At 58.7% G+C, this 26,141-nt stretch carries 20 protein-coding genes, 2 tRNA genes and 3 rRNA genes; 6 read left to right on the forward strand and 19 right to left on the reverse strand.

Translation table 11 applies throughout. From position 1 onward, the window contains the following. The first annotated feature begins 109 nt into the window (after positions 1 to 109). Complete coding sequence (gene deoR, locus ACA059_RS20360; RefSeq protein WP_497630745.1) at positions 110 to 880, forward strand: DNA-binding transcriptional repressor DeoR; 771 nt, start codon at positions 110 to 112, stop codon at positions 878 to 880. On the opposite strand, the gene ACA059_RS20365 is transcribed toward deoR, so the two are convergent. Genes ACA059_RS20365 through rbsK form a run of 3 tightly spaced genes read right to left on the reverse strand, consistent with a single transcriptional unit; the run spans position 873 to position 4,241 of the window. Further along, complete coding sequence (locus ACA059_RS20365) at positions 873 to 1,931, reverse strand: aldose 1-epimerase family protein (protein ID WP_497630746.1); 1,059 nt, start codon at positions 1,929 to 1,931, stop codon at positions 873 to 875. The two genes, deoR and ACA059_RS20365, sit on opposite strands and share 8 nt — an antisense overlap. Continuing rightward, on the reverse strand, positions 1,928 to 3,259 hold the full coding sequence (gene fucP, locus ACA059_RS20370; RefSeq protein WP_497630747.1) for an L-fucose:H+ symporter permease: 1,332 nt from the start codon (positions 3,257 to 3,259) through the stop codon (positions 1,928 to 1,930). Before fucP ends, ACA059_RS20365 begins: the two co-directional genes overlap by 4 nt. Before the next feature lie 55 nt (positions 3,260 to 3,314). Beyond that, a complete protein-coding gene (gene rbsK, locus ACA059_RS20375) occupies positions 3,315 to 4,241 on the reverse strand; it encodes a ribokinase (protein WP_497630748.1) in 927 nt (308 codons plus the stop codon). A 554-nt stretch (positions 4,242 to 4,795) separates the two neighbouring features. Between rbsK and ACA059_RS20380 the strand changes: the two genes are divergently transcribed. Further along, entirely contained in the window at positions 4,796 to 5,752 is a 957-nt protein-coding gene (locus ACA059_RS20380) for an alpha/beta hydrolase (RefSeq protein ID WP_497630749.1), read from the forward strand. 3 nt (positions 5,753 to 5,755) lie between these two features. Here the strand turns inward: ACA059_RS20380 and ACA059_RS20385 are convergent, their stop codons facing one another. Beyond that, positions 5,756 to 7,570, reverse strand: coding sequence for an ABC transporter ATP-binding protein (locus ACA059_RS20385; protein WP_497630750.1), 1,815 nt, complete (start codon positions 7,568 to 7,570; stop codon positions 5,756 to 5,758). Continuing rightward, on the reverse strand, positions 7,567 to 8,586 hold the full coding sequence (locus ACA059_RS20390; protein WP_497630751.1) for an AraC family transcriptional regulator: 1,020 nt from the start codon (positions 8,584 to 8,586) through the stop codon (positions 7,567 to 7,569). The genes ACA059_RS20385 and ACA059_RS20390 overlap by 4 nt, the downstream gene beginning before the upstream one ends. A 165-nt stretch (positions 8,587 to 8,751) precedes the next feature. On the opposite strand from ACA059_RS20390, the gene ACA059_RS20395 reads away from it, so the two are divergent. From ACA059_RS20395 to ACA059_RS20410, 4 genes are all read left to right on the forward strand, one after another. Beyond that, positions 8,752 to 9,603 carry a 3-hydroxybutyryl-CoA dehydrogenase gene (locus ACA059_RS20395; RefSeq protein WP_497630752.1) on the forward strand — a complete coding sequence of 284 codons (852 nt, stop codon included), beginning with the start codon at positions 8,752 to 8,754 and terminating at the stop codon, positions 9,601 to 9,603. Then, on the forward strand, positions 9,590 to 10,192 hold the full coding sequence (locus tag ACA059_RS20400; RefSeq protein WP_497630753.1) for a TetR/AcrR family transcriptional regulator: 603 nt from the start codon (positions 9,590 to 9,592) through the stop codon (positions 10,190 to 10,192). The genes ACA059_RS20395 and ACA059_RS20400 overlap by 14 nt, the downstream gene beginning before the upstream one ends. Before the next feature lie 199 nt (positions 10,193 to 10,391). Beyond that, positions 10,392 to 10,805, forward strand: coding sequence for a VOC family protein (locus tag ACA059_RS20405; RefSeq protein ID WP_497630754.1), 414 nt, complete (start codon positions 10,392 to 10,394; stop codon positions 10,803 to 10,805). Positions 10,806 to 10,932: 127 nt separating this feature from the next. Continuing rightward, positions 10,933 to 11,361, forward strand: coding sequence for a YajG family lipoprotein (locus tag ACA059_RS20410; protein ID WP_497630755.1), 429 nt, complete (start codon positions 10,933 to 10,935; stop codon positions 11,359 to 11,361). Between the two features lie 73 nt (positions 11,362 to 11,434). Here ACA059_RS20410 and rrf read toward each other — a convergent pair. The 14 genes from rrf to ACA059_RS20480 all read right to left on the reverse strand — a co-directional run bounded on the left by rrf (position 11,435) and on the right by ACA059_RS20480 (position 26,134). Beyond that, positions 11,435 to 11,550: ribosomal RNA gene (gene rrf / locus ACA059_RS20415) — 5S ribosomal RNA — on the reverse strand. A gap of 157 nt (positions 11,551 to 11,707) precedes the next feature. Continuing rightward, positions 11,708 to 14,599 (reverse strand): 23S ribosomal RNA (locus ACA059_RS20420). Between the two features lie 249 nt (positions 14,600 to 14,848). Beyond that, positions 14,849 to 14,924: transfer RNA gene (locus ACA059_RS20425), tRNA-Ala, on the reverse strand. Positions 14,925 to 14,951: 27 nt separating this feature from the next. Then, positions 14,952 to 15,028, reverse strand: a tRNA-Ile gene (locus tag ACA059_RS20430). Between the two features lie 82 nt (positions 15,029 to 15,110). Then, a 16S ribosomal RNA gene (locus ACA059_RS20435) occupies positions 15,111 to 16,649 on the reverse strand. The 16S, 23S and 5S rRNA genes sit together here with 2 tRNA genes alongside, the layout of an rRNA operon. A 731-nt stretch (positions 16,650 to 17,380) precedes the next feature. Further along, the gene (locus ACA059_RS20440) at positions 17,381 to 18,256 is read right to left on the reverse strand and encodes an SDR family oxidoreductase (RefSeq protein WP_497630756.1); all 876 of its coding nucleotides are present in this window, start codon (positions 18,254 to 18,256) and stop codon (positions 17,381 to 17,383) included. Positions 18,257 to 18,282: 26 nt separating this feature from the next. After that, positions 18,283 to 19,431, reverse strand: a complete 1,149-nt coding sequence (locus ACA059_RS20445) for an acetyl-CoA C-acetyltransferase (RefSeq protein ID WP_497630757.1) — start codon at positions 19,429 to 19,431, stop codon at positions 18,283 to 18,285. Positions 19,432 to 19,473: 42 nt separating this feature from the next. Next, complete coding sequence (locus ACA059_RS20450; protein WP_497630758.1) at positions 19,474 to 20,529, reverse strand: acyl-CoA dehydrogenase family protein; 1,056 nt, start codon at positions 20,527 to 20,529, stop codon at positions 19,474 to 19,476. A 10-nt stretch (positions 20,530 to 20,539) separates the two neighbouring features. After that, positions 20,540 to 21,706, reverse strand: coding sequence for an acyl-CoA dehydrogenase family protein (locus ACA059_RS20455; RefSeq protein WP_497634702.1), 1,167 nt, complete (start codon positions 21,704 to 21,706; stop codon positions 20,540 to 20,542). Positions 21,707 to 21,716: 10 nt separating this feature from the next. Next, the gene (locus ACA059_RS20460; RefSeq protein ID WP_046049769.1) at positions 21,717 to 22,472 is read right to left on the reverse strand and encodes an enoyl-CoA hydratase family protein; all 756 of its coding nucleotides are present in this window, start codon (positions 22,470 to 22,472) and stop codon (positions 21,717 to 21,719) included. Between the two features lie 11 nt (positions 22,473 to 22,483). Beyond that, positions 22,484 to 23,551, reverse strand: coding sequence for an NAD(P)H-dependent flavin oxidoreductase (locus ACA059_RS20465; protein WP_497630759.1), 1,068 nt, complete (start codon positions 23,549 to 23,551; stop codon positions 22,484 to 22,486). A 2-nt stretch (positions 23,552 to 23,553) separates the two neighbouring features. Further along, positions 23,554 to 24,426: an enoyl-CoA hydratase gene (locus tag ACA059_RS20470; protein WP_497630760.1), complete on the reverse strand. Its 873-nt coding sequence runs from the start codon at positions 24,424 to 24,426 to the stop codon at positions 23,554 to 23,556. A gap of 25 nt (positions 24,427 to 24,451) precedes the next feature. Beyond that, a complete protein-coding gene (locus tag ACA059_RS20475; RefSeq protein ID WP_497630761.1) occupies positions 24,452 to 25,240 on the reverse strand; it encodes a CoA-transferase subunit beta in 789 nt (262 codons plus the stop codon). Between the two features lie 12 nt (positions 25,241 to 25,252). Then, positions 25,253 to 26,134, reverse strand: coding sequence for a CoA transferase subunit A (locus ACA059_RS20480; RefSeq protein ID WP_497630762.1), 882 nt, complete (start codon positions 26,132 to 26,134; stop codon positions 25,253 to 25,255). Positions 26,135 to 26,141: the final 7 nt, after the last annotated feature.

A 26,141-nucleotide genomic window follows, 5' to 3' on the forward strand; every position in this document is an offset into this window, starting at 1 on the left:
TGTTTGTATATTCAAATGCCCCTGCGCCACAATCGAGGGTGATTCGCGCAAAAACGTTACAAATCTAACAAATAATGTTACTTAAATAACACCAACAATCAACCCCGGAATGCCTGTGGACAGTAAAAAAGCCGAGCGTCTCAAGCTGATTCAACAAGCCCTGCAAGACCAGAGCGCCATTCATCTGCGCGAGATGGCGGCGCTGCTGGACGTGTCCGAGATGACCCTGCGCCGCGACCTCAGCAAGTACACCGACCACCTGCGGCTGCTCGGTGGCTACATCACGAAAATTCACGACGGCAACGAACCCGGCGATTACCGCGTGGCCGAACAGGACACCCGCCACGTCGAAGAAAAGCGTCGCATCGGCAAACTCGCCGCCGGGTTTATCCAGCCGGGTGACACGGTGTTCTTCGACTGCGGCACCACCACGCCTTTCGTGGTCGATTTCATCCCCGACGAGCTCGAATTCACGGCGGTGTGCAACTCCCTGAACGTGCTGCTCAAACTTTCGCAAAAACCTAACTGCCACATCGTTATGTGCGGCGGCACGTTCCACCGCAAGAACCAGGTGTTCGAGAATCAGACCGAAACCGGCATCCTCGACAGCGTGCGCCTGACCTGGGCCTTTGTTTCCGCTGCCGGCATCAGCCAGGACTTCGGTGTGACCTGCTTCAACTTCAATGAAGTGGAAGTCAAACAGAAGGTCCTGCGTCAGGCGCAACAGCGGCTGCTGCTGGCCGACCACAGCAAGTTCGACACGGTGCGTACCGCGCACTTCGCCAACCTTGAGGATTTTCAGTTCGTGGTCAGCGACAAGAAAATCCCCAAGGCCTACCGCGACGCCATCAGCGCCAGCGGCGCGCAGTTGATCATCTGATCAGAGCCTGTTGTTCCGCTGCACTGAGGTAACCGGTGGTGACGCTGAAATCAGCCGTCGCCCCCGCTGCCAGTGAACGCACATGGCCCTTGGCGGACTCGGCGCGATAGCCTTCCGGCTCGCACGTGGCTGGCAGCACGAACGCCGCCACGTGTTGATCGGCGTTGTGCAAAATCCAACGCGCGGCATGCTCGAACTGGTCGGGACGGTAGCGCGTGTAGAACGCCGCACCGTCCGGATGGCTCAGAAGAAAATGCGCATGGCCGCTGTCATCCGCCCGCACGCCGTCGAAGAAAAACACGATCTCGGGATCGTAGAGCTCGGGTCGACCAAGGCACCGGAACTGTTCAGGCGCAGACGCCAACTCATCCATGTAACGGCTCCAGGCCGGTGTCGGTTTCACATGGGCCGGCACGCTCATGCGCAGGCGCACACGTTCGAACCCCAAGGGCTCGATGAAACGTGCGCCTTCGACATAGGCGTAATTCATATGCGCCATGTACATCAGGTCCATCGGTTTGCCCGCGAGATTGGTCACCTGCATGGCGATGTCGAACAGCCCTGAGTCAGCACGTAAAGTCACGCTCGGGCTGGCCCGATATCGGTCACCAAAACCCTGCACGTATTCGTACTCGCCACCCAATCGCAGGTATTGACCGACGCTGTCCTCACCGACCTCCAGCCAGGCGCGATCCATCGCAGCGCAGGGCATCTCGCCGTGCAACGGATGATCGTCCTCGGGACTCGGGCAACCGTTGCGCAACAGACCGCTGTGAAACATGAAACAGCCGTAGGTGCCGATCACCGTCGGGCTGGGTTTGGGCTGGCTGAACAGGTTGCGCATGGTCAGGTCGCAACCGTCGAACATGGCGGACCAGATCATCTGGCCCTGATACGGAAGCACTACGAGACTGCCCCGATTGTTGGCCAATTCCACGGCCAGCACACCACTGGGATAGACCCAAGCGTTGACCGTGAACGCCTCGGATTCCAGCAAAGTTTTTCGAGCCTCGCCAAACAGCGACGGATAGAGATTGATCCGCGTGCTCATGAAGCCACCACCGCGCCCACCGGTGCCCGTTCGCTGTCGGAATGACGCAGGCAACGCACCGCGTACATCACGATCACGATGAAGCACAGCAGCGGCACGCTATAGGCCAGTTGCATGTTGCCGCCGCTGTAGTCAGACAGCAGCCCCTGGAAGATCGGAATCACCCCGCCACCGACAATGCTCATCACCAGCAGCGAACCGCCGACGCCAGTGTCTTCGCCCAGACCGTCAATGGTTAAGCCGTAGATGGTCGGCCAGCACGGACCGAGGAACACGCTCACGCCGACGGCTGCGTATACCGCGGTGATGTTCGGCACCAGAATCGTGTAGGCCAGCAACACGATGCACAGCACGCCGTACACCGCCAACACCTTGGCCGGGTGCAGTTTGCGCATCAGCACGTTGGCGATCAGTTTGCCGACAAAGTACGCGGCAAACGTTGTCAGCAGGAACCACGAGGCACTGCGCTCGTTCATACCGCCTAACTGCATTGCCAAGCGGATGGTGAAACTCCAGACACCGACCTGAGCCCCCACGTACAGAAACTGCGCCAACACACCAAAGGTGAAGCGCTTGTGGCGCCACAGCCGCGACAGGCTCTGCCCGAGGCTGGAAGTTTTCTTGCTGCTCGGTTGATTGCCTTTGCACGCGGGAAACCGAGTAATGGCGATCAGGATGAACATCAACACCAGCACCGCGATCATCCATTTGTACGGCAGCAACGTGGACTGGATCATCTGCAGCTGCTGAATCGCCGCGTCCGAGGCGCTCATTTGCGTGAGTTGCTCGCGAGTGGCGTCAGTGTCCTTGAACATCACAAAGCTGCCGACATACACCCCGGCCATCGCTCCGAACGGGTGGAAGGTTTGCGAAATATTCAGGCGACGGGTACCGGTTTCACGCGGGCCCATCAACGTCGAATAGGTGTTACAGGCCGTCTCAAGGAACGACAGCCCCGCCGCGATTACGAACAGCGCCAGCAGGAACATCCCGTACTTGGCGGTCGACGCCGCCGGGAAGAACAGCAGGCAACCGAACATGTACAACATCAGGCCGATCAGGATGGTGGTCTTGTAGCTGAAACGGCGGACCACCAGCGCGGCCGGAATCGCCACGAAGAAATAACCCAGATAAAACGCCGACTGCACGAACGCGGTCTGGAAATCACTGAGCAGAAAGGCCTTCTTGAAATGCGCGATGAGCACGTCGTTCATGCTCGCGGCCGCCGCCCATAACGCGAAGATGCTGCACAGCAAAATGAAGGCGAACCAGGGCGTGCGGTTCAGGTAGAAACCATCGGGCGTCTGTTGGAGCGGAGGCTTTGTCATTGTTGTTCTCCGTGGTGAGCTTCTGGGATGGTGGAGCAGTTGAATCACCTCAACGTCAGGCGTCGAGGCTGCGCTGGAATTCAGCGAATGCGTGGGCGTCCGGGTAGGACGTCTGAGTGCCCAGGCCTGTGACTGAGCAGGCGGAATACGCCACGGCCTGGGTCATGGCGGCGCGGATATCGCGATCGCGACTCCAGTGATGAATGAAGCAACCGATGAAGGCGTCTCCTGCTCCGGTGGTGTCGCGCGCGGCAACCGACAGGCCGGGAATCTGAAACTCGCCCTCCTCGCCGACGTACAGCGCGCCTTGCTGGCCGAGGGTCACGATGACGTGGCGGATGCCGCTGGCGACCAATGTCTGGGCGGCTTTATGGGCCGACTCCGGCGAGTCCACGGTCTGGCCCGTAATCAAGGCCAGCTCGGACTCGTTGGGCACCAGGAAATCCAGTTGCGCCAGGTGTTCACGACTCAGGCCTGACAAGGCCGGCGCCGGGTTGAGCAGCACCGGAATGTTGTGTGCGCGGCCGAACTCGATGGCGTAGTAAACGGTGTCGACGTTGATTTCGAGCTGCAGAACGATCAGCGAGCACTCGCGCAACGCCTGCGCGGCCGCGTCGATATCCGCACGGAGGAGATGATCGTTGGCGCCTTTGATGATGAGGATGCTGTTGTGGGAGTCGGCCTGAACGAAGATCGGCGCCACACCGCTGGACACGCCGGGCACGCGCTGAACGTAACGGGTGTCGATGCCAAAGCGCTGGAAGTTGGCCAAGGTGTTGTCGGCAAACAGGTCATCGCCGACCTTGGTGAGTATCAACACATCAGCCCCAAGCTTGGCGGCGGCAACCGCCTGATTGGCTCCCTTGCCGCCACAACCGAGAGCAAACCCCGGCGCCTCAAGCGTCTCGCCCTGGGCCGGCATGCGATCGATGTAGGTGATCAGGTCCACCATGTTGCTGCCGATGACTGCGATCTTGCTCATTGCTATCCCACCTTGATACGGCTTGCCAGACTGACGCTGGCGCTGTTGTTTTGTTATTTAAATAACATTCTATGTGATTATTCAATCTTTTTTGTTGAGTGGGCGCTGAAGCAAAGACGAGTGGCTTTGCGCACGGCTTTGAAGATGTGTGGGCAGAAATGGCCTCATCGCGAGCAAGCTCGCTCCCACAGGAGTACACGGTCCACTGTGGGAGCGAGCTTGCTCGCGATGAGGCCCTGAGCAGCACCGCCGAACCGGAACGGAGTGATATCATTACGACACCACGCGTAGTGGCTATCACGGAGGATCCATGAAAAAACTATCTCTGCTTACCCTGCTCGTTATTCTTTGCACCAGCCCACTGATGGCCCAGGCATGCCCTAAAGGCACGCACCCCGTCGGCGGCACCGGCTCGCACCATAAGGGTGGTAGTTGCCAGTAAGTCATCGCCCGGCACTGCGCCGGGCCATTCATACGACTGTCGAATTTATCCCCACCTTTCCTCATGCTTCTGTTAAAACCGGAGCTTTCCTTTTCATCCTCCGGACCTCTGCATGTTTTCGAATTTGATGAGCCGCCTGGGCCGACGCTGGCTGCCGCTACTGTGCATGGCCGTGCTGATCGTCGGCTTGCCGGTGAGCTGCGGCGTGCTCAAGTACACCGAGCGTGAGTTGCTGTTTCGCATCGAGCCGGGCAACGCTGGTTGGTATCGCGGCCTGCCACAGGACGTTCAGGAATTCGACATCAAGCCTGCCAGCTTCAAGGCCGGGCAAAACCTGCATGCCTGGTGGTGGCCGGCTGCGCGTCGCGATGCGCCGTCGATCCTCTACCTGCATGGCGTGCGCTGGAACCTGACGGGCCAGGCGTTCCGCATCGAGCAATTGCGCGCGATGGGTTATTCGGTGCTGGCCATCGACTACCGCGGGTTTGGCCAGAGCAAGGGTGACCTGCCCTCGGAAGCCAGTGTTTACGAAGACGCCCGAGCCGCCTGGGAGCGCTTCACCAAGATGCAACCGGACGCCAACAAGCGCCTGATCTACGGCCACTCACTGGGCGGCGCGGTGGCCATCGACCTGGCGGCAGATCTGGCCGCACAGGCGAAAAAGGACCATGGCGTGGTGCCGGTGCGCGGTCTGGTAATTGAGTCCACCTTCACCTCGCTGGGCGATGCCGTGGCGCAAGTGGCCGACAGCAACCTGCCAGTGAAATGGTTGCCGGTGCGCTGGCTGCTGTCGCAGAAATTCGATTCCATCGACAAGATCGTCGACATCAACATGCCGTTGCTGGTGGTCCATGGCCTGGCCGACCCGTTCATGCCATCGCGATTCAGCCAGCAGTTGTTCAATGCCGCCAACGAACCCAAGCGGCTGTTGTTGGTGCCCGGCGGCACGCACAACAACAGCATGAGCCTGGGCGGTACCCAGTATCGCCAGGCACTCGACGGCTTGATGAAAACAAAACCAACACAAATGGCCGGGCCGACGGTAACTCGGGTTTCTTGGGAGTCTTGAGGTCTATCGGTAACCGCGGGCCTGCAAATCAAACAACTGCGCATAGCGCCCGCCCGCGGCCACCAGACTGTCGTGATCGCCCCGCTCAAGGATCGCGCCCTGGTCCAGCACGATGATGTGGTCCGCATTGCGCACACTGGAAAACCGGTGAGAGATCAGCAACGTCATCCGGCCTTCGCTGTGCTCACTGAAATGCTCGAACACCGCTGCTTCCGCCGCAGGGTCGAGTGCCGAGGTTGGCTCATCCAGAATCAGGATATCGGCGTTGCGCCGCATGTAGGCGCGCGACAACGCGATCTTCTGCCATTGCCCACCGGACAGCTCCTGGCCCCCGGCGAACCACCGCCCCAATTGCGTGGCATACCCTCGATCCAGTCCCTCGATGAAGGGCGCGGCCATGCCTTCGGCGGCGGCCTCCTGCCAGCGCAGTTCATCGTTGAACGCCAGCGTGTCACCGACGCCGATGTTCTCGCCGACGGAAAATTGGTAGCGGATGTAGTCCTGAAAAATCACCCCAATGCGCCGCCGCAGCGTGTCTTCTTCCCACGCTTGCAGATCGCTGCCGTCCAGCAGGATTCGGCCCTGATCAGGACGGTACAGCCGCGTCAGTAATTTGATCAGCGTGGTCTTGCCCGAACCGTTCTCCCCCACCAACGCCACACTGTGCCCGGGCACAAGGTGAAGATCGATGCCTTCCAGCGCGGCGCGACTGGCACCCGGATAACGGAAACCGACGTTCTCGAAACGCAGGCCATCGCCGGGGACCGCGCCCACGGTGAGGTTGCCGGTATCCGCCACAACAGGCTCGGCCAGGTATTCATAGAGACTGGAGAGGTAAAGGCCATCTTCGTAGAGACCGCTGATGGCACTCAGGCTGCTGCTTACTGCCGTCTGTCCCTGCTTGAACAGCACCAGGTACATGGTCATCTGCCCGAGGCTGATGTTGCCATGCACGGTATCGACCACCACCCAGGCATACGCCAGATAAAATGCGCCGGTGCCCAGTAGACCGAGGACAAATCCCCAGCCATCCCGACGTAATGTCAGGCGCCGGTCTTCGGCATAGAGACGCGCGAACGTCTCGCGATAACGCTTCAACAGCAGCGGCGCGAAACCGAACAGTTTGACCTCTTTGATGTAGCCCTCGTGGGAGAGCAGCGTCTCGATGTAAGTCTGCTGCCGACTCTCCGGCGCGCGGCGAGTGAACAGTCTGAACGCATCACCGGAAAAATGCGCTTCGGCAAAGAATACAGGTAGTGCACCGACCACCAGCAGCACCAGCGCCCAAGGCGAAAAATGCACCAGTAACACACCGAAGCTGATCAACACGATCAGATTCTGAATCAGCCCCAACGACTTCATCACCAGCGCCAACGGCCGGGTCGAAGCCTCGCGGCGCACCCGAACCAGCTTGTCGTAGAACTCCGAATTCTCGAACTGCACCAACGATAACGTCTGGGCCTTCTCCAGGATCATTGTGTTGACCTTTTGCCCCAACTGCACCCGCAACAGCGATTGCTGGACCGACAGCGCTCGCTGAGCCCCGGACAGCAACGCGAGCACGCCCGCTTCAAACAGCACATAACGCACGACCGGCCACAACGGCGCACTGCCCTGTTGTGCGTGCAACTGCATGGCGGTGACCACCGCATCGACAATACGCTGGCCCAACCAGGCGGCCAGTGCCGGGAGTACACCGGCGATCAGCGTCGCCAGCACCAAGCCCAGGAACAGTCCGCGAGACGTTGCCCAGACCAGCAGCAAGGCGCGTCTCGCCTGGTCGAGTAACGAGGTGAAACGATCGAGAACAGGGTTCACTCCGTGAGCTCCCCCTGATACCTCGCCCGATACCGTCCCGGACTTTCCCCCGTCCACTTCTTGAACGCCCGATGGAACGCACTCGGTTCCTGAAAGCCAAGCTGCTCGGCAATGTCACTGATGCTCGCTCGGCTCTGGCGCAGCTGTTCGAAGGCAACGCCACGCCGCACCTCGTCCTTGATCTCCTGATACGAACACCCTTCCCGTTCGAGTTTACGGCGAAAGGTGCTGGGGCTCAGGTGCTGTTCCAGGGCGAAGGCCTGCAAGGTCGGCCATTGGCTGTAATGGCTGCTACGCAAGCGCTGGTGGACCTGCGACGCCAGACCGTGCTGATTGCGAAAACGGATCACCAGCCATTGCGGCGCGGTGCGCAAAAACACTTTCAGTGAGGCCAGATCCTGAACCACCGGCAGACGCAGGTAGTGGCTGGCGAATTCGATTTCAGTACGCTCTGCACCAAAGGTCAGGTTTGGTCCCCAGAGCAAACGGTCATCACTGAGTGACACTCGCTCATGTCGAAAGTGTGCGCGATCGATAGGGATGCGCCGCCCACCCAGCCAGCACAGCAAACTGATCATCAACACCAGAAACGTCTCCTCGCCCAAACGGCTGACGTCGCTATTTGGCGAGTGGTTCTGCAAGCTGATCACCGCACGTTTGCCGCGCACCGTCAGCGTGCCGCGAAAGTCGTGGAGGAACAGCGCGAAATTGACCAGGCACTGGCGCATCGCTTTGTGCAGGTCAGGTTCCTGAATCAATGCCCGGCAGATCAGGGCGAAACTGCCCGGCAGCATGCCATGGGAGTCGAGCCCGAAGAATTCATCGTTGAGCTCGCGGATCTGGATCAGCCACAACGCGGCAAACGCGCTCGCCGGCACGCGCGCGGTGGGCTGCTCTATCAACGCCGGGTCGATGCCCGCCTGTTCCAGCGCAGCCCTCAGACGATGCGGATCCTCCCCCAGCCCATGGATCATTGCCTGCACGAAGTAGGCGGAAACCGAGTCCTTTTCCCGCATGTGAACGCTTCTCTCCCCATCACCCGAATGGCAAAAAACACCAGTGCCGTTGAACAGTTTCGGCATAGGACAACCGCCCTGCCGGCTCTAGACTCGCGGCCAATAGTACGCCTTCGGCCACTACGGCGGCCAAGGTATCGCGGGGTTTGATCGGAAGGACAAAGCATGAATCTGCAAAACATTGGCGTGATCGGCGCTGGCACCATGGGCAATGGCATCGCGCAAGTCTGCGCCTTGGCCGGTTTTAACGTGACCTTGCTCGACATCTCCGAGACCGCCCTGCAAAAAGCCATCGCAACCGTAGGCAAAAACCTCGATCGGCAGGTTGCCAAGGAAACGCTGACGCAAGAGCAAAAGCTCGCCGCCCTCGACAAGATCTGCACCAGCACCGATTACAGCAGCCTGCAGAACGTGCAACTGGTGATCGAAGCCGCGACCGAAAACCTCGAGCTGAAACTGCGCGTGCTGCAACAGATCGCCGCGCAGGTCAGCGACGATTGCGTGATTGCCTCCAACACGTCTTCGCTGTCCATCACCCAACTCGCTGCCAGCGTGAGCCAGCCTGAGCGCTTCATCGGTCTGCACTTCTTCAACCCGGTGCCGGTGATGGGCCTGATCGAGGTGATTCGCGGTTTGCAAACCAGCGACGCCACCCACGCCCTGGCGCTGGACATGGCGACCACTCTCGGTAAAACCGCGATCACCGCGGGCAACCGTCCGGGGTTCGTGGTCAACCGGATTTTGGTGCCGATGATCAACGAAGCGATCCTGGTGTTTCAGGAAGGCCTGGCCAGCGCCGAAGACATTGACGCCGGCATGCGCCTGGGCTGCAATCAGCCGATCGGGCCGTTGGCGTTGGCGGACCTGATCGGCCTGGACACCGTGCTGGCGATCCTCGAAGCCTTCTACGACGGCTTCAACGATAGCAAGTACCGTCCTGCTCCACTGCTCAAGGAAATGGTCGCCGCCGGTTACCTGGGGCGCAAAACGGGGCGTGGCTTCCATGCCTATGCCTGAGCGTTGCTCGCGCTTTGCCGAGTACCGGGACAAGGTGCTGGAGCTGTTCGCCTGCAAAGGTTTCGGACAGGTCGGCATGCGTGAGCTCGCGACCTGCCTGGGGCTCGCTCCCGGCTCGTTGTATCACCATTACCCCAGCAAACAGCACTTGCTGCTCGACCTGATCGAAGAGTTCTACGAAGAGCTGTTGGCAACCTTGGGGCGGATCGAGCAAAAGGCGCCGGCAAAACGTGACAAGCTCCATGCCCTTATCCGAGCGCATTTGAACCTGCATCAGGAGATGCCCTGGCATTTTCGTCTGGCAGAGCGTGACAGCGGCTGCCTGAATGAAGAGCAACAGGAACGGGTTCGGCAGTTGCGCGAGCAATACGAGCGCAAGTTGCTGCTGATGCTCGGGGTCCGATCGCGGTTCAGTGAACAAGGCTTATTGGCCGCCGGGCATGCGATCGCCAACTTACTCAACAGCGCGCCCAATTGGCTGGCGCAGCATACGCTGAGTGAAGCGGAGCGAGATGAGCTGCTGGAAAACCTGGTCAGCGGTGCCATCGAGCGTTTGCTGCGCCCTTCGGTTCCACGCGCAGTAGCTTGAGGACCCAGGATGATATCCCCGTGACCGTGGATCGACACCTAGGCGCCGGAAGCCATAAGCCACGTCGCTTCAATAGAAAAAACATCTAAACAATTCCCGCCAATCACGACATCTAACGCTTTGCTAATGGGAGCCCAATCAATGCGGAGCCTGAGGTGAATTCCGCCTCTCTTCGCCTCTTCGTAACCGGGAGCAAAGCATGAAAATCAATCCCTATCTGATCTTCAACGGCGATTGCAAAGCCGCCTTCACCTTCTATGCCCAAAGTTTGCGAGGCCAGATCGAAGTCATGATGACCTTCGGCGAAAGCCCCGCGCGCGAACACTTTCCGGCGGACTACCACAACCTGATCATCCACACCCGCCTGCTGGTGGGCGATCAGGTGATCATGGGCTCGGACACAACACCTGATCGCCCTACTGACGAAATGAGCGGCTGTTCGGTTTCACTGAATGTCGACAGCATTGCGGAGGCTGAACGGGTGTTTTCTGCGTTGTCGGACGGCGGCAAGGTTGAAATGCCACTGGAAACCACGTTCTGGGCGACTCGCTTCGGCATGTTGGTTGATCGGTTTGGTGTGTCGTGGATGGTGAATTGCGAAAAGGATCAGTGAAACTCACTTTCTCAAGGCATGAAAAAAGCCCAACCTGAAAAGGTTGGGCTTCTGGCAACTGCCGAACTGTCTGCTACCGTCAACACGCTACCTCGTACAGCAGCGGATTGTTCGGAGGAACCCCACTATGCCTTCCCATGACGTGCCTTGGTCCACTCGTTTCAAACTGTCACTGCTGGCTGGAGGGCTCACCGCCACTCTGCTCGCACTGAGTGGGTGCGCCACCGTCGACGCCCAGACCACTGCCTATGTGGGCGTGGAGCATCCCGCGCCGACGCTCGCGAGCGAGGTCGTGGTGCTGCGCACCGAGCCTCTTCGCCCTCACGTCCGATTGGGTGAGGTGCTCATTGATGCCAGCGTCGAGCCTGCTCCTCCCATCACTCAGGTAGAAGAAAAACTACGCGAAGAGTCCGCCAAGCTCGGCGGCGATGCCGTGGTGGTGGTCTACGACCATATTCAACCGGTGGGCGCCTATGTCAACGGTCCCCTGTGGGCTCGCGACGTAAAAACCATCGAAGGTCGGAAACTCAAAGGGATTGTGATCAAGTACCGGTAATGTCCGTTCGCACTTTCCTTCAGGCAAAACAAAACCCCTACCTGCATACGCAGATAGGGGTTTCGGAATTTAATCTTGACGATGACCTACTCTCACATGGGGAAACCCCACACTACCATCGGCGATGCATCGTTTCACTGCTGAGTTCGGGATGGGATCAGGTGGTTCCAATGCTCTATGGTCGTCAAGAAATTCGGTAGCCAGGTCGTTCTCCTTACGGATCACGCTCCAGCGAATGGGTATGCGATAGTTTGGTGTTTTGTGAGTATCTCGAACTTTCGGTTCGTTTCGTCTTCACACACCGCAATCTGGCCTCTTTCGAGTTCACAAATTGCTTGGGTGTTATATGGTCAAGCCTCACGGGCAATTAGTATTGGTTAGCTCAACGCCTCACAGCGCTTACACACCCAACCTATCAACGTCGTAGTCTTCGACGGCCCTTCAGGGGACTCAAGGTCCCAGTGAGATCTCATCTTGAGGCTAGTTTCCCGCTTAGATGCTTTCAGCGGTTATCTATTCCGAACATAGCTACCCGGCAATGCCACTGGCGTGACAACCGGAACACCAGAGGTTCGTCCACTCCGGTCCTCTCGTACTAGGAGCAGCCCCTCTCAAATCTCAAACGTCCACGGCAGATAGGGACCGAACTGTCTCACGACGTTCTAAACCCAGCTCGCGTACCACTTTAAATGGCGAACAGCCATACCCTTGGGACCGGCTTCAGCCCCAGGATGTGATGAGCCGACATCGAGGTGCCAAACACCGCCGTCGATATGAACTCTTGGGCGGTATCAGCCTGTTATCCCCGGAGTACCTTTTATCCGTTGAGCGATGGCCCTTCCATACAGAACCACCGGATCACTAAGACCTACTTTCGTACCTGCTCGACGTGTCTGTCTCGCAGTCAAGCGCGCTTTTGCCTTTATACTCTACGACCGATTTCCGACCGGTCTGAGCGCACCTTCGTACTCCTCCGTTACTCTTTAGGAGGAGACCGCCCCAGTCAAACTACCCACCATACACTGTCCTCGATCCGGATAACGGACCTGAGTTAGAACCTCAAAGTTGCCAGGGTGGTATTTCAAGGTTGGCTCCACGCGAACTGGCGTCCACGCTTCAAAGCCTCCCACCTATCCTACACAAGCAAATTCAAAGTCCAGTGCAAAGCTATAGTAAAGGTTCACGGGGTCTTTCCGTCTAGCCGCGGATACACTGCATCTTCACAGCGATTTCAATTTCACTGAGTCTCGGGTGGAGACAGCGCCGCCATCGTTACGCCATTCGTGCAGGTCGGAACTTACCCGACAAGGAATTTCGCTACCTTAGGACCGTTATAGTTACGGCCGCCGTTTACCGGGGCTTCGATCAAGAGCTTCGCGTTAGCTAACCCCATCAATTAACCTTCCGGCACCGGGCAGGCGTCACACCCTATACGTCCACTTTCGTGTTTGCAGAGTGCTGTGTTTTTAATAAACAGTCGCAGCGGCCTGGTATCTTCGACCGGCATGGGCTTACGCAGTAAATGCTTCACCCTCACCGGCGCACCTTCTCCCGAAGTTACGGTGCCATTTTGCCTAGTTCCTTCACCCGAGTTCTCTCAAGCGCCTTGGTATTCTCTACCCAACCACCTGTGTCGGTTTGGGGTACGGTTCCTGGTTACCTGAAGCTTAGAAGCTTTTCTTGGAAGCATGGCATCAACCACTTCGTCACCCAAAGGGTAACTCGTCATCAGCTCTCGGCCTTAGAATCCCGGATTTACCTAAGATTCCAGCCTACCACCTTAAACTTGGACAACCAACGCCAAGCTGGCCTAGCCTTCTCCGTCCCTCCATCGCAATAACCAGAAGTACAGGAATATTAACCTGTTTTCCATCGACTACGCTTTTCAGCCTCGCCTTAGGGACCGACTAACCCTGCGTCGATTAACGTTGCGCAGGAAACCTTGGTCTTTCGGCGTGGGTGTTTTTCACACCCATTGTCGTTACTCATGTCAGCATTCGCACTTCTGATACCTCCAGCAAGCTTCTCAACTCACCTTCACAGGCTTACAGAACGCTCCTCTACCGCATCACCTAAGTGATACCCGTAGCTTCGGTGTATGGTTTGAGCCCCGTTACATCTTCCGCGCAGGCCGACTCGACTAGTGAGCTATTACGCTTTCTTTAAAGGGTGGCTGCTTCTAAGCCAACCTCCTAGCTGTCTAAGCCTTCCCACATCGTTTCCCACTTAACCATAACTTTGGGACCTTAGCTGACGGTCTGGGTTGTTTCCCTTTTCACGACGGACGTTAGCACCCGCCGTGTGTCTCCCATGCTCGGCACTTGTAGGTATTCGGAGTTTGCATCGGTTTGGTAAGTCGGGATGACCCCCTAGCCGAAACAGTGCTCTACCCCCTACAGTGATACATGAGGCGCTACCTAAATAGCTTTCGAGGAGAACCAGCTATCTCCGAGCTTGATTAGCCTTTCACTCCGATCCACAGGTCATCCGCTAACTTTTCAACGGTAGTCGGTTCGGTCCTCCAGTTAGTGTTACCCAACCTTCAACCTGCCCATGGATAGATCGCCCGGTTTCGGGTCTATTCCCAGCGACTAGACGCCCTATTAAGACTCGCTTTCGCTACGCCTCCCCTATTCGGTTAAGCTCGCCACTGAAAATAAGTCGCTGACCCATTATACAAAAGGTACGCAGTCACCCAACAAAGTGGGCTCCCACTGCTTGTACGCATACGGTTTCAGGATCTATTTCACTCCCCTCTCCGGGGTTCTTTTCGCCTTTCCCTCACGGTACTAGTTCACTATCGGTCAGTCAGTAGTATTTAGCCTTGGAGGATGGTCCCCCCATATTCAGACAAAGTTTCTCGTGCTCCGTCCTACTCGATTTCATGACTAAGAGATTTTCGCGTACAGGGCTATCACCCACTATGGCCGTACTTTCCAGAACGTTCCGCTAATCTCAAAGCCACTTAAGGGCTAGTCCCCGTTCGCTCGCCACTACTAAGGGAATCTCGGTTGATTTCTTTTCCTCAGGGTACTTAGATGTTTCAGTTCCCCTGGTTCGCCTCTTAAGCCTATGTATTCAGCTTAAGATAACCATCTTATGATGGCTGGGTTCCCCCATTCAGACATCTCCGGATCAAAGTCTGTTTGCCGACTCCCCGAAGCTTTTCGCAGGCTACCACGTCTTTCATCGCCTCTGACTGCCAAGGCATCCACCGTATGCGCTTCTTCACTTGACCATATAACCCCAAGCAATCTGGTTATACTGTGAAGACGACATTCGCCGAAAATTCGATGCTTGCTCATAAAGAGCAACTCACAAATTTTACCTTAGCCTGATCCGTTACCAGTGAAAGTAACGTTCAGTCTATCTTTCTATCACATACCCAAATTTTTAAAGAACGATCTAGCCAAAGACTAGAAATCAACATTCACCATCACCAGGATGGAATGCTCATTTCTAAGCTTTCAACAACAGAAGCAGTTAGTGGTGGAGCCAAACGGGATCGAACCGTTGACCTCCTGCGTGCAAGGCAGGCGCTCTCCCAGCTGAGCTATGGCCCCGTATTTCTACAGGTTCCCACACAAAATTGGTGGGTCTGGGCAGATTCGAACTGCCGACCTCACCCTTATCAGGGGTGCGCTCTAACCAACTGAGCTACAGACCCAATTTCGGGCTGCTTCTTATCGTCTTCTTCAATGAATCAAGCAATTCGTGTGGGAGCTTATGGAGCAGCTGATGTCGTCGATTAAGGAGGTGATCCAGCCGCAGGTTCCCCTACGGCTACCTTGTTACGACTTCACCCCAGTCATGAATCACACCGTGGTAACCGTCCTCCCGAAGGTTAGACTAGCTACTTCTGGTGCAACCCACTCCCATGGTGTGACGGGCGGTGTGTACAAGGCCCGGGAACGTATTCACCGCGACATTCTGATTCGCGATTACTAGCGATTCCGACTTCACGCAGTCGAGTTGCAGACTGCGATCCGGACTACGATCGGTTTTCTGGGATTAGCTCCACCTCGCGGCTTGGCAACCCTCTGTACCGACCATTGTAGCACGTGTGTAGCCCAGGCCGTAAGGGCCATGATGACTTGACGTCATCCCCACCTTCCTCCGGTTTGTCACCGGCAGTCTCCTTAGAGTGCCCACCATTACGTGCTGGTAACTAAGGACAAGGGTTGCGCTCGTTACGGGACTTAACCCAACATCTCACGACACGAGCTGACGACAGCCATGCAGCACCTGTCTCAATGTTCCCGAAGGCACCAATCCATCTCTGGAAAGTTCATTGGATGTCAAGGCCTGGTAAGGTTCTTCGCGTTGCTTCGAATTAAACCACATGCTCCACCGCTTGTGCGGGCCCCCGTCAATTCATTTGAGTTTTAACCTTGCGGCCGTACTCCCCAGGCGGTCAACTTAATGCGTTAGCTGCGCCACTAAGAGCTCAAGGCTCCCAACGGCTAGTTGACATCGTTTACGGCGTGGACTACCAGGGTATCTAATCCTGTTTGCTCCCCACGCTTTCGCACCTCAGTGTCAGTATCAGTCCAGGTGGTCGCCTTCGCCACTGGTGTTCCTTCCTATATCTACGCATTTCACCGCTACACAGGAAATTCCACCACCCTCTACCATACTCTAGCTTGTCAGTTTTGAATGCAGTTCCCAGGTTGAGCCCGGGGATTTCACATCCAACTTAACAAACCACCTACGCGCGCTTTACGCCCAGTAATTCCGATTAACGCTTGCACCCTCTGTATTACCGCGGCTGCTGGCACAGAGTTAGCCGGTGCTTATTCTGTCGGTAACGTCAAAACACTTACGTATTAGGTAAATGCCCTTCCTCCCAACTTAAAGTGCTTTACAATCCGAAGACCTTCTTCACACACGCGGCATGGCTGGATCAGGCTTTCGCCCATTGTCCAATATTCCCCACTGCTGCCTCCCGTAGGAGTCTGGACCGTGTCTCAGTTCCAGTGTGACTGATCATCCTCTCAGACCAGTTACGGATCGTCGCCTTGGTGAGCCATTACCTCACCAACTAGCTAATCCGACCTAGGCTCATCTGATAGCGCAAGGCCCGAAGGTCCCCTGCTTTCTCCCGTAGGACGTATGCGGTATTAGCGTCCGTTTCCGAGCGTTATCCCCCACTACCAGGCAGATTCCTAGGCATTACTCACCCGTCCGCCGCTCGCCACCAGGTACAAGTACCCGTGCTGCCGCTCGACTTGCATGTGTTAGGCCTGCCGCCAGCGTTCAATCTGAGCCATGATCAAACTCTTCAGTTCAAACATCTTTGGGTTTTTAAGAAACCCTAAACTTGGCTCAGCAATCGTTGGTTACATCTTTGATTTCTCGCGGAGTAACTTGTGATGCTGATAATCTTGTTGACTATCAGTCTGACTCCACAAGCACCCACACGAATTGCTTGATTCAGTTGTTAAAGAGCGGTTGGTTAAGATCTTTCGTCTCAACCGAGGCGCGCATTCTACAGCAGCCTCTGTTGCTGTCAAGCGGTTATTTTTCGAAGTTTTCAAAGTTTCCTTTGCAACTTCAACCACTTGTGCTTCCGATCTCTCGTTAGCGGGAGGCGAATTCTACAGCGTTACTCGCTGCTGTCAACACCTCTTTTACACCGCTTTCGACCGAGAAGATCGAATCGTTAAAAGAGCCAAACAACCCCGCTCTTTCAACTCCTTCTGGGCTTCGATGACCTGAAGCAACTCGCTGTCGAAAACTGCGTAACTCATTGTTTACCAAGGAGTTTTCCGTTTCGACTGCGCCGGAAGTGGGGCAAATTATAGACTTCCAGAATCTGCCGTCAACCCTTAATTGCGCTTTTCTATCAAACACTTGCAGAACGCCGGAAAACAGCCCGTTTCTTCTCTATATAGAAGAGCAAACGAATCCTTCTATATAGAGGGATTGGCAATCCCGAAGTCCTTGGATAGTTTTGCGCAGCTCCAAAACGAGAAACAGGACCAAGCACCAAGTGCTTGATCCCCTTAGGGCGGCCCAATCAGCTGCCGTACACTTTCGCCGCGGGCACCGCCCGGGCCATCAATTGCTCTACCGCCTGACCCACCTCGCCCACCGCCCAACACCCTTGCCTGTCCAGTTCCGGACCTCTACGCCAGCCTTCAGCAATCGACAACTTGCCGCCCTCGACTTCGAACATCTGCCCGTTGACCGCACTGGACGCTTGCGAGCCGAGCCAGACCACCAGCGGCGCAACGTTTTCCGGAGCGAAGTAGTCGAAGCCTTCTTCGGGTTTTTTCATGGTATCGGCGAACACTTGCTCGGTCATACCGGTGCGCGCGGCCGGGGCCAGGGCGTTGATGGTTATGCCATAGCGACCCAGTTCGGCCGCCTGCACCAGCGTTAACGCAGCGATACCGGCCTTGGCAGCGGCATAGTTGGACTGACCGATGGAGCCCTGCAAACCGGCCCCGGAACTGGTATTGATGATCCGCGCACTCAGCTGCGCACCTCCCTTGGCCTGCTCGCGCCAGTAACGCGCGGCGTGGCTGGCGATACAGAAGTGGCCTTTGAGGTGCACGGCCACCACCGCATCCCAGTCGGCTTCGGTGAGACTGGCGAACATGCGGTCGCGACAGATGCCGGCGTTGTTGACCACCACGTCCAGGCCGCCGAAGGTTTCGATGGCCTGGCGCACGATCAACGCCGCATCGTCGTAACGGGTGATGTCGTTGCTGTTGGCCACGGCGCTTCCACCCTGCCCAAGAATTTCGCCGACCACGGCCAGCGCCGCTTCACGATTGATATCGTTGACCACCACTTTGGCGCCCTCGGCGGCGAAGGCCAGCGCGTAGGCCCGGCCCAGACCACCGCCGGCACCGGTGATGATCACTACGCGGTTCTCACAGATTTTCATGTTCCTGCTCCCTTCAAATACATCGCTTACAAGCGTTCGATAATCGTCACATTGGCCTGGCCGCCGCCTTCGCACATGGTCTGCAAGCCGAAGCGTCCCCCGCTGCGCTCCAGTTCATGCAACAACGTGCACATCAACCGGGTGCCGGTGGCGCCCAGCGGATGGCCGAGGGCAATCGCCCCGCCGTTAACGTTGGTCTGTTCGTGGGGATAACCCGTCTCCTTGAGCCAGGCCATGGCCACCGAGGCGAAGGCTTCGTTGATCTCCACCCGGTCGATGTCTTCAAGCTTCATTCCGGCTCGCTTGAGTGCATAAGCGGTGGCCGGGATGGGTGCGGTGAGCATCCAGATCGGGTCTTCGGCACGCACGCTGAGGTGGTGGATACGCGCGCGCGGTGTCAGTCCGTAGCGTTTGAGTGCTGTTTCAGAAACGATCAGCATCGCGCTGGCCGCGTCGCAGGTCTGGCTGGACACTGCTGCGGTCACCCGGTCGCAGCCAAACAGAACGTCCAGTTCGGCCATTTTCGCCAGGCTGGTCTGGCGCGGCGTTTCGTCGTGCACGACTCCGGCCAGTGGCACGATTTCCCGGTTGAACCGCCCTTGCTCGATGGCCCGCAATGCCCGCTGATGAGACTCCAGTGAATAGGCTTCCAGTTGTTCGCGGGACAGCCCCCACTTCTCGGCAATCATTTGCGCCGAACGGAATTGAGTCGGCGGTTGTGCACCATAGCGCCGGACCCAACCTTCAGAGCCGCTGAACGGATCACTGAAGCCCAGCGGTTCGGCAGCGATCATGGCTGAGGAAATAGGAATCTGGGTCATGGTTTGCACGCCGCCGGCGACGACCACATCCTGGGTGCCGCTCATCACCGCTTGGGCGGCAAAGTGCACCGCTTGCTGGGACGAACCGCACTGGCGATCGATGGTGGTGCCGGGTACCGCCTGCGACAGGCCGGCAGCCAGCCAACAGGTGCGGGCAATGTCCCCGGCCAGCGGACCGATGGTGTCGACACAGCCGAAGATCACGTCGTCGTAATCGTCATCGGGGATGTCGTTGCGCTCGACCAGCGCACGCAAGACGTGGGCGCCCAGATCAGCTGCGTGAATCTGGCTCAAACCACCCTTGCGTCGCCCGGTGGGCGTGCGCAGGGCGTCGACAATATAGGCTTCAGGCATGGTGTACCTCGGGGTAAATGTTGACGTCAGGCACCGTCGCCGTCAGAAAGTTTTTCCAGCACCCAGTGCTGGATTGCCGTCGAACAAGGCCGCGCGGATCCGCCCTTTATGATGGCCGCGGTCACCCCAGACCTTGTCCAGCGCCCAGGCGCGCTTCATGAACAAGTGCAGGTCGACTTCCCAGGTGTACCCCATGGCGCCATGGGCCTGAATGGTGTTTTTCGCGGCGAGCATGGCGGCTTCCGAAGTTGCCAATTTGGCATGGGACACCAGCACTTCCTGTCCCGGTTGCTGCTCGGCCAGTGCATAGGCGGCGCGATACAGCGGCCCTTTGGCGAACTCGATCTGCACCGCGACGTTGGCCATCAAATGCTTGACCGCCTGGAACGAACCCACCGGTTTGCCGAACTGTTTGCGCTCAAAGGTGTAATCCACCGCGAGATCGACCATGCGCTTGGCCAGCCCCAGCATTTGCGCAGCACAGCCCAGCGCGCCACGATTAAACGCGGCAGCCCACAAGCGTCGGCCCTGTTCGCCAGCGGCCACGCAGGTGGCGGACGTTGGCGTCCAGTCGACCTGAAACAGCTGACGACTGGGATCGACCGACACATTGCGGGTCAGGCGCACCGCGCCAGGTTCGACCGCATGCACCTCATCACCATGAGCCAGCAACAGCAAATCGGCGACATGAGCATCGCTGACCAGCGGGTTGCCCGGTTCGGCAATCGCCAACCGTGCGTGGCCTTCGGCGACACGCGCCAACCAGTGTTGTTTGAGCGCCGCGTGGCTTTCATCAAGGGCGGCGAGCAACGGTACGCCGATCAGCATCGTCTCCACCAGCGGCTCGGGCAGACCGGCATAACCACATTCCTGAGCGAGCAGAATGAAGTCCAATTCATTCATACCCATCCCGTCTTGCTCTTCGGGAACGGTCAGCGCAGTCAGGCCTAACTCCACCAATTGGGCCCAGAGCTGATCGCTGCGCCCGCTATCGCAAAGCCACAGTTCGCGAATGCGCTCCGGGGTGACCTCGTTGATCAGAAAACTCCTGACGTTGTCCTGGAACAGCAACTGGTCGCGGCTGAAACTAAAGTCCATGGTCTATTCCTCAGGCACGCGGCATGCCGAGCATGCGTTCGGCAATGATGTTGCGCTGGATCTCGTTGGTGCCGGCATAGATCGGTCCGGCCTGGGCAAACAGAAAACCTTCCAGCCAATGGCCGACATCGCCCGCAGCAGGTGCTTCGGGCAGCAGCTCGCCACGCAAGCCGAGAATGCTCATGGCGGTGTCGTGCATGCGCTGATCGAGTTCCGACCAGAAGATTTTGTTGGTCGAAGACTCCGGCCCGATCTTGCCGCCCTGCACCAGTTTCGAGGCGGTCATGTAGGTGCTCAGGGTGTAAGCCTCGGCGTCCAGCCAGGCGCGCATCACCGACTCACCAATGGCCGGGTCACGGTCAGCCTGCTCGCGGTTGGCCAGGTACAGCTGCACCAGTCGCCGCGCGGTTTCCTGAAATCGTGCGGGTGAACGCAGCAGCAAACCACGCTCGAACCCGGCGGTGGACATCGCCACATGCCAACCCATGCCCTCGCCGCCCAGCGCGTTTTCCACCGGAACCTTGACGTCGTCGAAGAAAATCTCGGCGAACCCGGGCAAGCCATTGAGCTGAGGAATCGGCCGTACCGTGATCCCCAGGCTGTCGAGCGGCAGCAGAATAAAAGTCAGGCCCTGATGGCGCTGCGAATGAGGGTCGGTGCGGAAAATGCCGAATACCCAGTCAGCCCACACTGCGCGAGTCGACCAGGTTTTCTGGCCGTTGATCACGTAATGGTCGCCCACCCGTTCGGCCTTCGAGCGGATCGCCGCCATGTCGGAGCCGGCGCCTGGCTCGGACCAGGCCTGGGCCCAGATGTCTTCGCCAGTGGCCATACGCGGCAAAAAGCGCGCTTTCTGTTCGTCGCTGCCATATTCCATCAGCGTCGGGCCGAGCAGGAAGATGCCGTTCTGGTTAACCCGTGCAGGCGCGCCAGAGCGGTAGTACTCCTCCTCGAAGATCAACCACTCGATCAAGTCGCAACCGCGCCCGCCGAGATCGATCGGCCAGGTGACCATGCCCCAGCGACCGTCGTTAAGCCGGTTTTCCCAGGCACGGTGCTCGGCAAAGCCTTGCTCGGTGTCGAATGATTGCAGCGGTTCGCGGGGTACATTGGCCGTCAGCCAGGCCCGCGCCTCGGCGCGAAAGGCCTGCTGGGCCGGGGTGTATGTCAGGTCCATGAGAGTGCCTTCAGCCGTTGAAGTGGGCATCGCGCTTCTCGACGAACGAGTCGCGTGCTTCCTGTGAGTCCAGTGAGCGATAGGCCTCGAGCGTGAAGCCCTGCTCCCAGCGATATTTGTCTTCCAGATTGCCGTCTTCGATACCGCTCAGCGCTTCTTTGGCGAGGCTGATCATGGCCGGGCTCTTGGCGGCGATGGTGCGGGCGATCTGCAACGCGGCCTCACGCAAGTCCTCGCGCTTGACCACACGCTCTACCGCACCCAGGCGCCAGGCCTCGGCGGCGTCGATCATCTCGCCGGTGAAGTACATGTGACGGACCTTCTGCACCGGGAACAGCCGCTGCAAATGCGCGCCGCCGCCCATGGCACCGCGATCGACCTCGGGCACGCCGAAGCTGGCGCACTCGGAGGCCACCAGAATGTCGGCCGCGCCGCAGATGCCGATGCCGCCGCCGAGAACGAAGCCGTGTACGGCGACGATGACCGGTTTCGGATTGCGGTGGATCGCCTTGAAGCTGTCGTAGTTGCCTTTGTTCACCGCCACGATCAGGTTGCCGTCGGCGGCCAGTTCCTTGATGTCGACCCCGGCACAGAAACCGCGCCCTTCGGCGCGAATCACGATCACCCGCACGCTGGCGTCGCGACCGAGGCCTTCGATCTCGCTGGCAATATCGGCCCAGCCCTGACAATTGAAGGCGTTGACCGGTGGCTGGTTGAACACCAGTTCGGCAATGCCGTTATCGATACTGACGCTAAATGGTTTCATGCCTTTCCCCTTCACGACACACGGCGGCACAGCTCGCCCAGACGCGCTTCGGCGTCACGGACGATCTGTTCAATCAATTGGGCGCAGCTGGGCAAGCTGTCGATGGACGCGGCGATCTGTCCGGCGGGCAGTACACCTTCGGCGGGCAACCCGTCGACCATGGCTTTCTGAATCACCATCGGCGCGTTGGCGGCCATGATGCTTTGCGCGGCCGTCAGCTCACCGCTGCCGCGCATTTTCAAAACACTGCCGAGCAGTTGCGTCAGGCTCATGCCACTGTGGCGGCGGTACGCCAGGCCACTCTGGAATGCCAACAACAAACGTTTGAAACCACCACTCGCTTCAAGCTGGTTGAGCAATTCGTTGCGAATCATCCGTTGCGGCATACCGTCGATGGCGCGACTGATGATGATCGCCGCCGGGTCCTTGACCGCGAGGTAACGCGACAGGGTCGCCTGCGGCACCGGACTGTCGGCGCACATCAGAAAGCGCGTGCCCATGGCGATGCCTTCGGCGCCGTAGGCCAGGGCCGAGACCAGGCCTTTACCATCCTTGAAACCACCGGCGGCGACCACGGGCACCGAGACCGCGTTGACGACTTGATCGAGCAGCAACGAAGTCGGCACCGACCCGGTATGCCCGCCGCCTTCACCGCCTTGTACGGTGACCGCATCGGCACCCATTTCCACGGCTTTTTGCGCGTGCTTCAGGGCTCCAACGGTGGGGATGCACACCACGCCGGCGTCCTTCAGACGGCTGATCATTTGCTTGCCGGGCGAGCGGCTGTAGCTGACCGCCCTGACGTTGTGGCACAGCACCAGTTCGACGATCTCCGCGGCGTTGGCCTGGTACATATGAAAATTGACCCCGAAAGGCTGATCGGTCAGACGCCGGGTTTCGAGGATCGCTGCCTCCATCCGCTGAGGCTCGATGGTCGCCCCGGCGAGAAAACCGAAGCCGCCGGCATTGCCCGTGGCCGCCACCAGTTTCGGGTCGGCAACCCAGCCCATCGCGGTCTGGATGATCGGGTAGCGACAGCCGAGTAATTCGGTCAGACGGGTATTCAAAGAGATCGCCATGCTCACGCCCCGCCCGAGGTGCGTTGCGAACGGGCCATGGCCTTGGCGTCATATCCGCCGAGTCGGTCACCCGAAACCAGTTCATTGTGCGCATGGGCGAAGTGATGCAGACCAAACACCATGTCCATGGTCGCGCGCTTGCCCATCAGGTCTTCGGCGTTGTTGACTGCCTGCTTGCTCAGTTGCAGACCGAGACGCGGCATCTGCGCGATGCGTCCGGCGATGTCGAGGGTTTGCTGTTCCAGTTCATCGCGGGCAACCACCCGATTAAGCATGCCCATCTGGTAGGCGCGCGCCGCCGGCATGCGCTCGCCGAGGAACAGAAACTCCTTGGCGATTCGCGAGTTCAGCTCATGCACATGGGCGAAGTACTCGACCCCGGGAATGCCCATTCGCACCACCGGATCTGCGAAGTACGAATCCTCGCTGGCGACGATCAGGTCGCAGACCCAGGCCAGCATCAGCCCGCCCGCGATGCAGGCGCCGTGGACCATAGCGATGGTCGGCTTGGGCATTTCGCGCCAGCGGCGGCACATGCCCAGATAGACTTCCTGCTCTCGGGCGTAGAGAAACTCGCCGCCCGGCTTGTTCACATGGTCGTACCACAGGCTGGCGCGGTCGAAGGTCTGATCGACGTCGCGCCCCGGCGTGCCGATGTCATGCCCGGCGGAGAAATGCTTGCCGGCACCACGCAGCACGATGACTTTCACCTCATCGTCATCGCAGGCCCGGCGAAACGCCGCGTCCAGCGCATAGGTCATCTGCGAGTTCTGCGCGTTGTGGTACTCGGGGCGATTCATGGTGACCAGGGCCACCACGCCACGCACTTCGTAAAGCACCACGTCGGCCGGGTTGTTATCGTTATATTCAGCCATCACTTTTCTCCAAAACCGGGGGCGCTCAGCGTTGGCCTGGCGGGTTGTCTTTGAGCTGGCTGGCGCGCAGGTTGTGCGGGTCCAGGCGCTGGATCAGCTGCAATTGCTCGACGCTCGGTGCAGCCGTGGTCGGGCAGTCTTGTGGCACATGCAGAGCAAACCCGGTGTTGTCCTGAACCTCAGCCACCGTCACGCCGGGGTGCAGCGAGCGAATCCGCATCTGCCATTGCGGCCCCTGGAAATCCAGGACGCAGAGGTCGGTGATAATCAGGCGGATATCGATCTCGTCCAGCGACCAGCCACGTGCCAGGCGCGCCGGGTTGTAACCGACCGAGGCGACCATATCGACCTCGCCTTCGACGAACACCCGACGGTTGTGGCTGGGCACGCAAAAGGAGTTGGCGTGGCTGATGGAGTTGCCGGGAAAACCGCGCACGCCGAGCATTTGCGCCTTGGGCTTGGCGTAGTCACCGATGCACGAAATGTTCGCCTGGCCGAAGCGGTCGATCTGGGTCGGGCCGACCAGCGCATGACGCTTGCCGCCCCAGACGTTATCGAAAATCCGCGAAAAACCCATCCAGCTGTCGCGCTTGGGCTGGTAGCCGTTGCGCGCGCCGAGCGGCACCGGCTCGGCGACCATGTAGGCTTCAGAATCGGTCATCAGCAGCTGCGGATTGCTGCTGAGCATCGCCAGCGATGCGGCCACACGCGGGATCACCCCGATGCCGCTGGCCAACACTTCGCCGTCTTCGCGCCAAGTCTCGGAGGCCGCACAAATCATCAGTTCAGCAAGGCTGTAAGTGGTAGTGCTCATCGCAAGGCTCCCTCAGAAAATTGGCAACGGCAGTTGGCGGATCGCAGCCAGGCCGCCGACCTTGTCCAGATACTGTTCGTGGGTGCAGTCGACGTAGTTGCGGACATAGTCCTGCCAGCCATCGACGGCCTGCGCCGAAGCGTTGTAAGCCTTGAAGTGCGCCACGTCGAAACCGTACAGCGGCGCGCAGGAAGACGGATGCGCGCCGCCCGGCACGTGGGCCACGGCGGTGGTCAGGTTGCGTTCCCAGAACACCTGGTGCGCGTGCCCGGCATCGGCATGGAAATACTCGCTGTCCACCAGTTCATCGCAGGTCACGTAGCTGCGGGTCGCGGCACGTACGAACAGGTCGTCCATGTAGTGATCGGGGCCGCTGATCTGGCACACCCCGCGCGCATCGGCACGGTCGACGTGAATCAGCGCCACATCGAGTTTGAGCGCCGGCATCGCGACCCAGTCCTTGCCGTCGGCATAGGGCGAGGCAATCAATTTGATCTGCCGGTTGTGCCGCAGCACATCGGTGCCCAGGCCAACTGCCGTCGGAATAAATGGCACATTCATCGCTGCGGCCCGCAGACCGAGCAGGAGCATGCCTTCGTCGATTTCCATCACCTCCAGCGCCGCCTCTTGGCGTGCCTTGCGGAAGTACGGTTCCAGTGGAATGAAATCCAGGGAAACAAAGGCGAACACCAGCTTCTTGATCTTGCCGGCCGCGCAGAGCATGCCAACATCCGCACCACCGTAGGCGACCACGGTGAGGTCTTTGAGGCCCGAGCGCAGAATCTCCCGCACCAACGCCATGGGTTTGCGCCGCGGCCCCCAGCCACCGATGCCAATGGTCATGCCGTCACGCAGTTGGCCGACCATCTCGGCCGTGGTCATTCGCTTGTCCATCGTCATC

The sequence above is a fragment of the Pseudomonas sp. LBUM1647 genome, assembly GCF_059716175.1.

Excerpts from the sequence above, each read along its gene's own strand:
- ACA059_RS20365 (WP_497630746.1), bottom strand. The coding sequence starts at position 1,931 with ATGAGCACGCGGATCAATCTCTATCCGTCGCTGTTTGGCGAGGCTCGA.
- ACA059_RS20480 (WP_497630762.1), bottom strand. The coding sequence starts at position 26,134 with ATGGACAAGCGAATGACCACGGCCGAGATGGTCGGCCAACTGCGTGAC.
- deoR (WP_497630745.1), top strand. The coding sequence starts at position 110 with ATGCCTGTGGACAGTAAAAAAGCCGAGCGTCTCAAGCTGATTCAACAA.
- ACA059_RS20445 (WP_497630757.1), bottom strand. The coding sequence starts at position 19,431 with ATGCCTGAAGCCTATATTGTCGACGCCCTGCGCACGCCCACCGGGCGA.
- ACA059_RS20380 (WP_497630749.1), top strand. The coding sequence starts at position 4,796 with ATGTTTTCGAATTTGATGAGCCGCCTGGGCCGACGCTGGCTGCCGCTA.
- ACA059_RS20395 (WP_497630752.1), top strand. The coding sequence starts at position 8,752 with ATGAATCTGCAAAACATTGGCGTGATCGGCGCTGGCACCATGGGCAAT.
- ACA059_RS20390 (WP_497630751.1), bottom strand. The coding sequence starts at position 8,586 with ATGCGGGAAAAGGACTCGGTTTCCGCCTACTTCGTGCAGGCAATGATC.
- ACA059_RS20405 (WP_497630754.1), top strand. The coding sequence starts at position 10,392 with ATGAAAATCAATCCCTATCTGATCTTCAACGGCGATTGCAAAGCCGCC.
- ACA059_RS20440 (WP_497630756.1), bottom strand. The coding sequence starts at position 18,256 with ATGAAAATCTGTGAGAACCGCGTAGTGATCATCACCGGTGCCGGCGGT.
- rbsK (WP_497630748.1), bottom strand. The coding sequence starts at position 4,241 with ATGAGCAAGATCGCAGTCATCGGCAGCAACATGGTGGACCTGATCACC.
- ACA059_RS20410 (WP_497630755.1), top strand. The coding sequence starts at position 10,933 with ATGCCTTCCCATGACGTGCCTTGGTCCACTCGTTTCAAACTGTCACTG.
- ACA059_RS20450 (WP_497630758.1), bottom strand. The coding sequence starts at position 20,529 with ATGGACTTTAGTTTCAGCCGCGACCAGTTGCTGTTCCAGGACAACGTC.
- ACA059_RS20455 (WP_497634702.1), bottom strand. The coding sequence starts at position 21,706 with ATGGACCTGACATACACCCCGGCCCAGCAGGCCTTTCGCGCCGAGGCG.
- fucP (WP_497630747.1), bottom strand. The coding sequence starts at position 3,259 with ATGACAAAGCCTCCGCTCCAACAGACGCCCGATGGTTTCTACCTGAAC.
- ACA059_RS20460 (WP_046049769.1), bottom strand. The coding sequence starts at position 22,472 with ATGAAACCATTTAGCGTCAGTATCGATAACGGCATTGCCGAACTGGTG.
- ACA059_RS20475 (WP_497630761.1), bottom strand. The coding sequence starts at position 25,240 with ATGAGCACTACCACTTACAGCCTTGCTGAACTGATGATTTGTGCGGCC.
- ACA059_RS20465 (WP_497630759.1), bottom strand. The coding sequence starts at position 23,551 with ATGGCGATCTCTTTGAATACCCGTCTGACCGAATTACTCGGCTGTCGC.
- ACA059_RS20400 (WP_497630753.1), top strand. The coding sequence starts at position 9,590 with ATGCCTATGCCTGAGCGTTGCTCGCGCTTTGCCGAGTACCGGGACAAG.
- ACA059_RS20470 (WP_497630760.1), bottom strand. The coding sequence starts at position 24,426 with ATGGCTGAATATAACGATAACAACCCGGCCGACGTGGTGCTTTACGAA.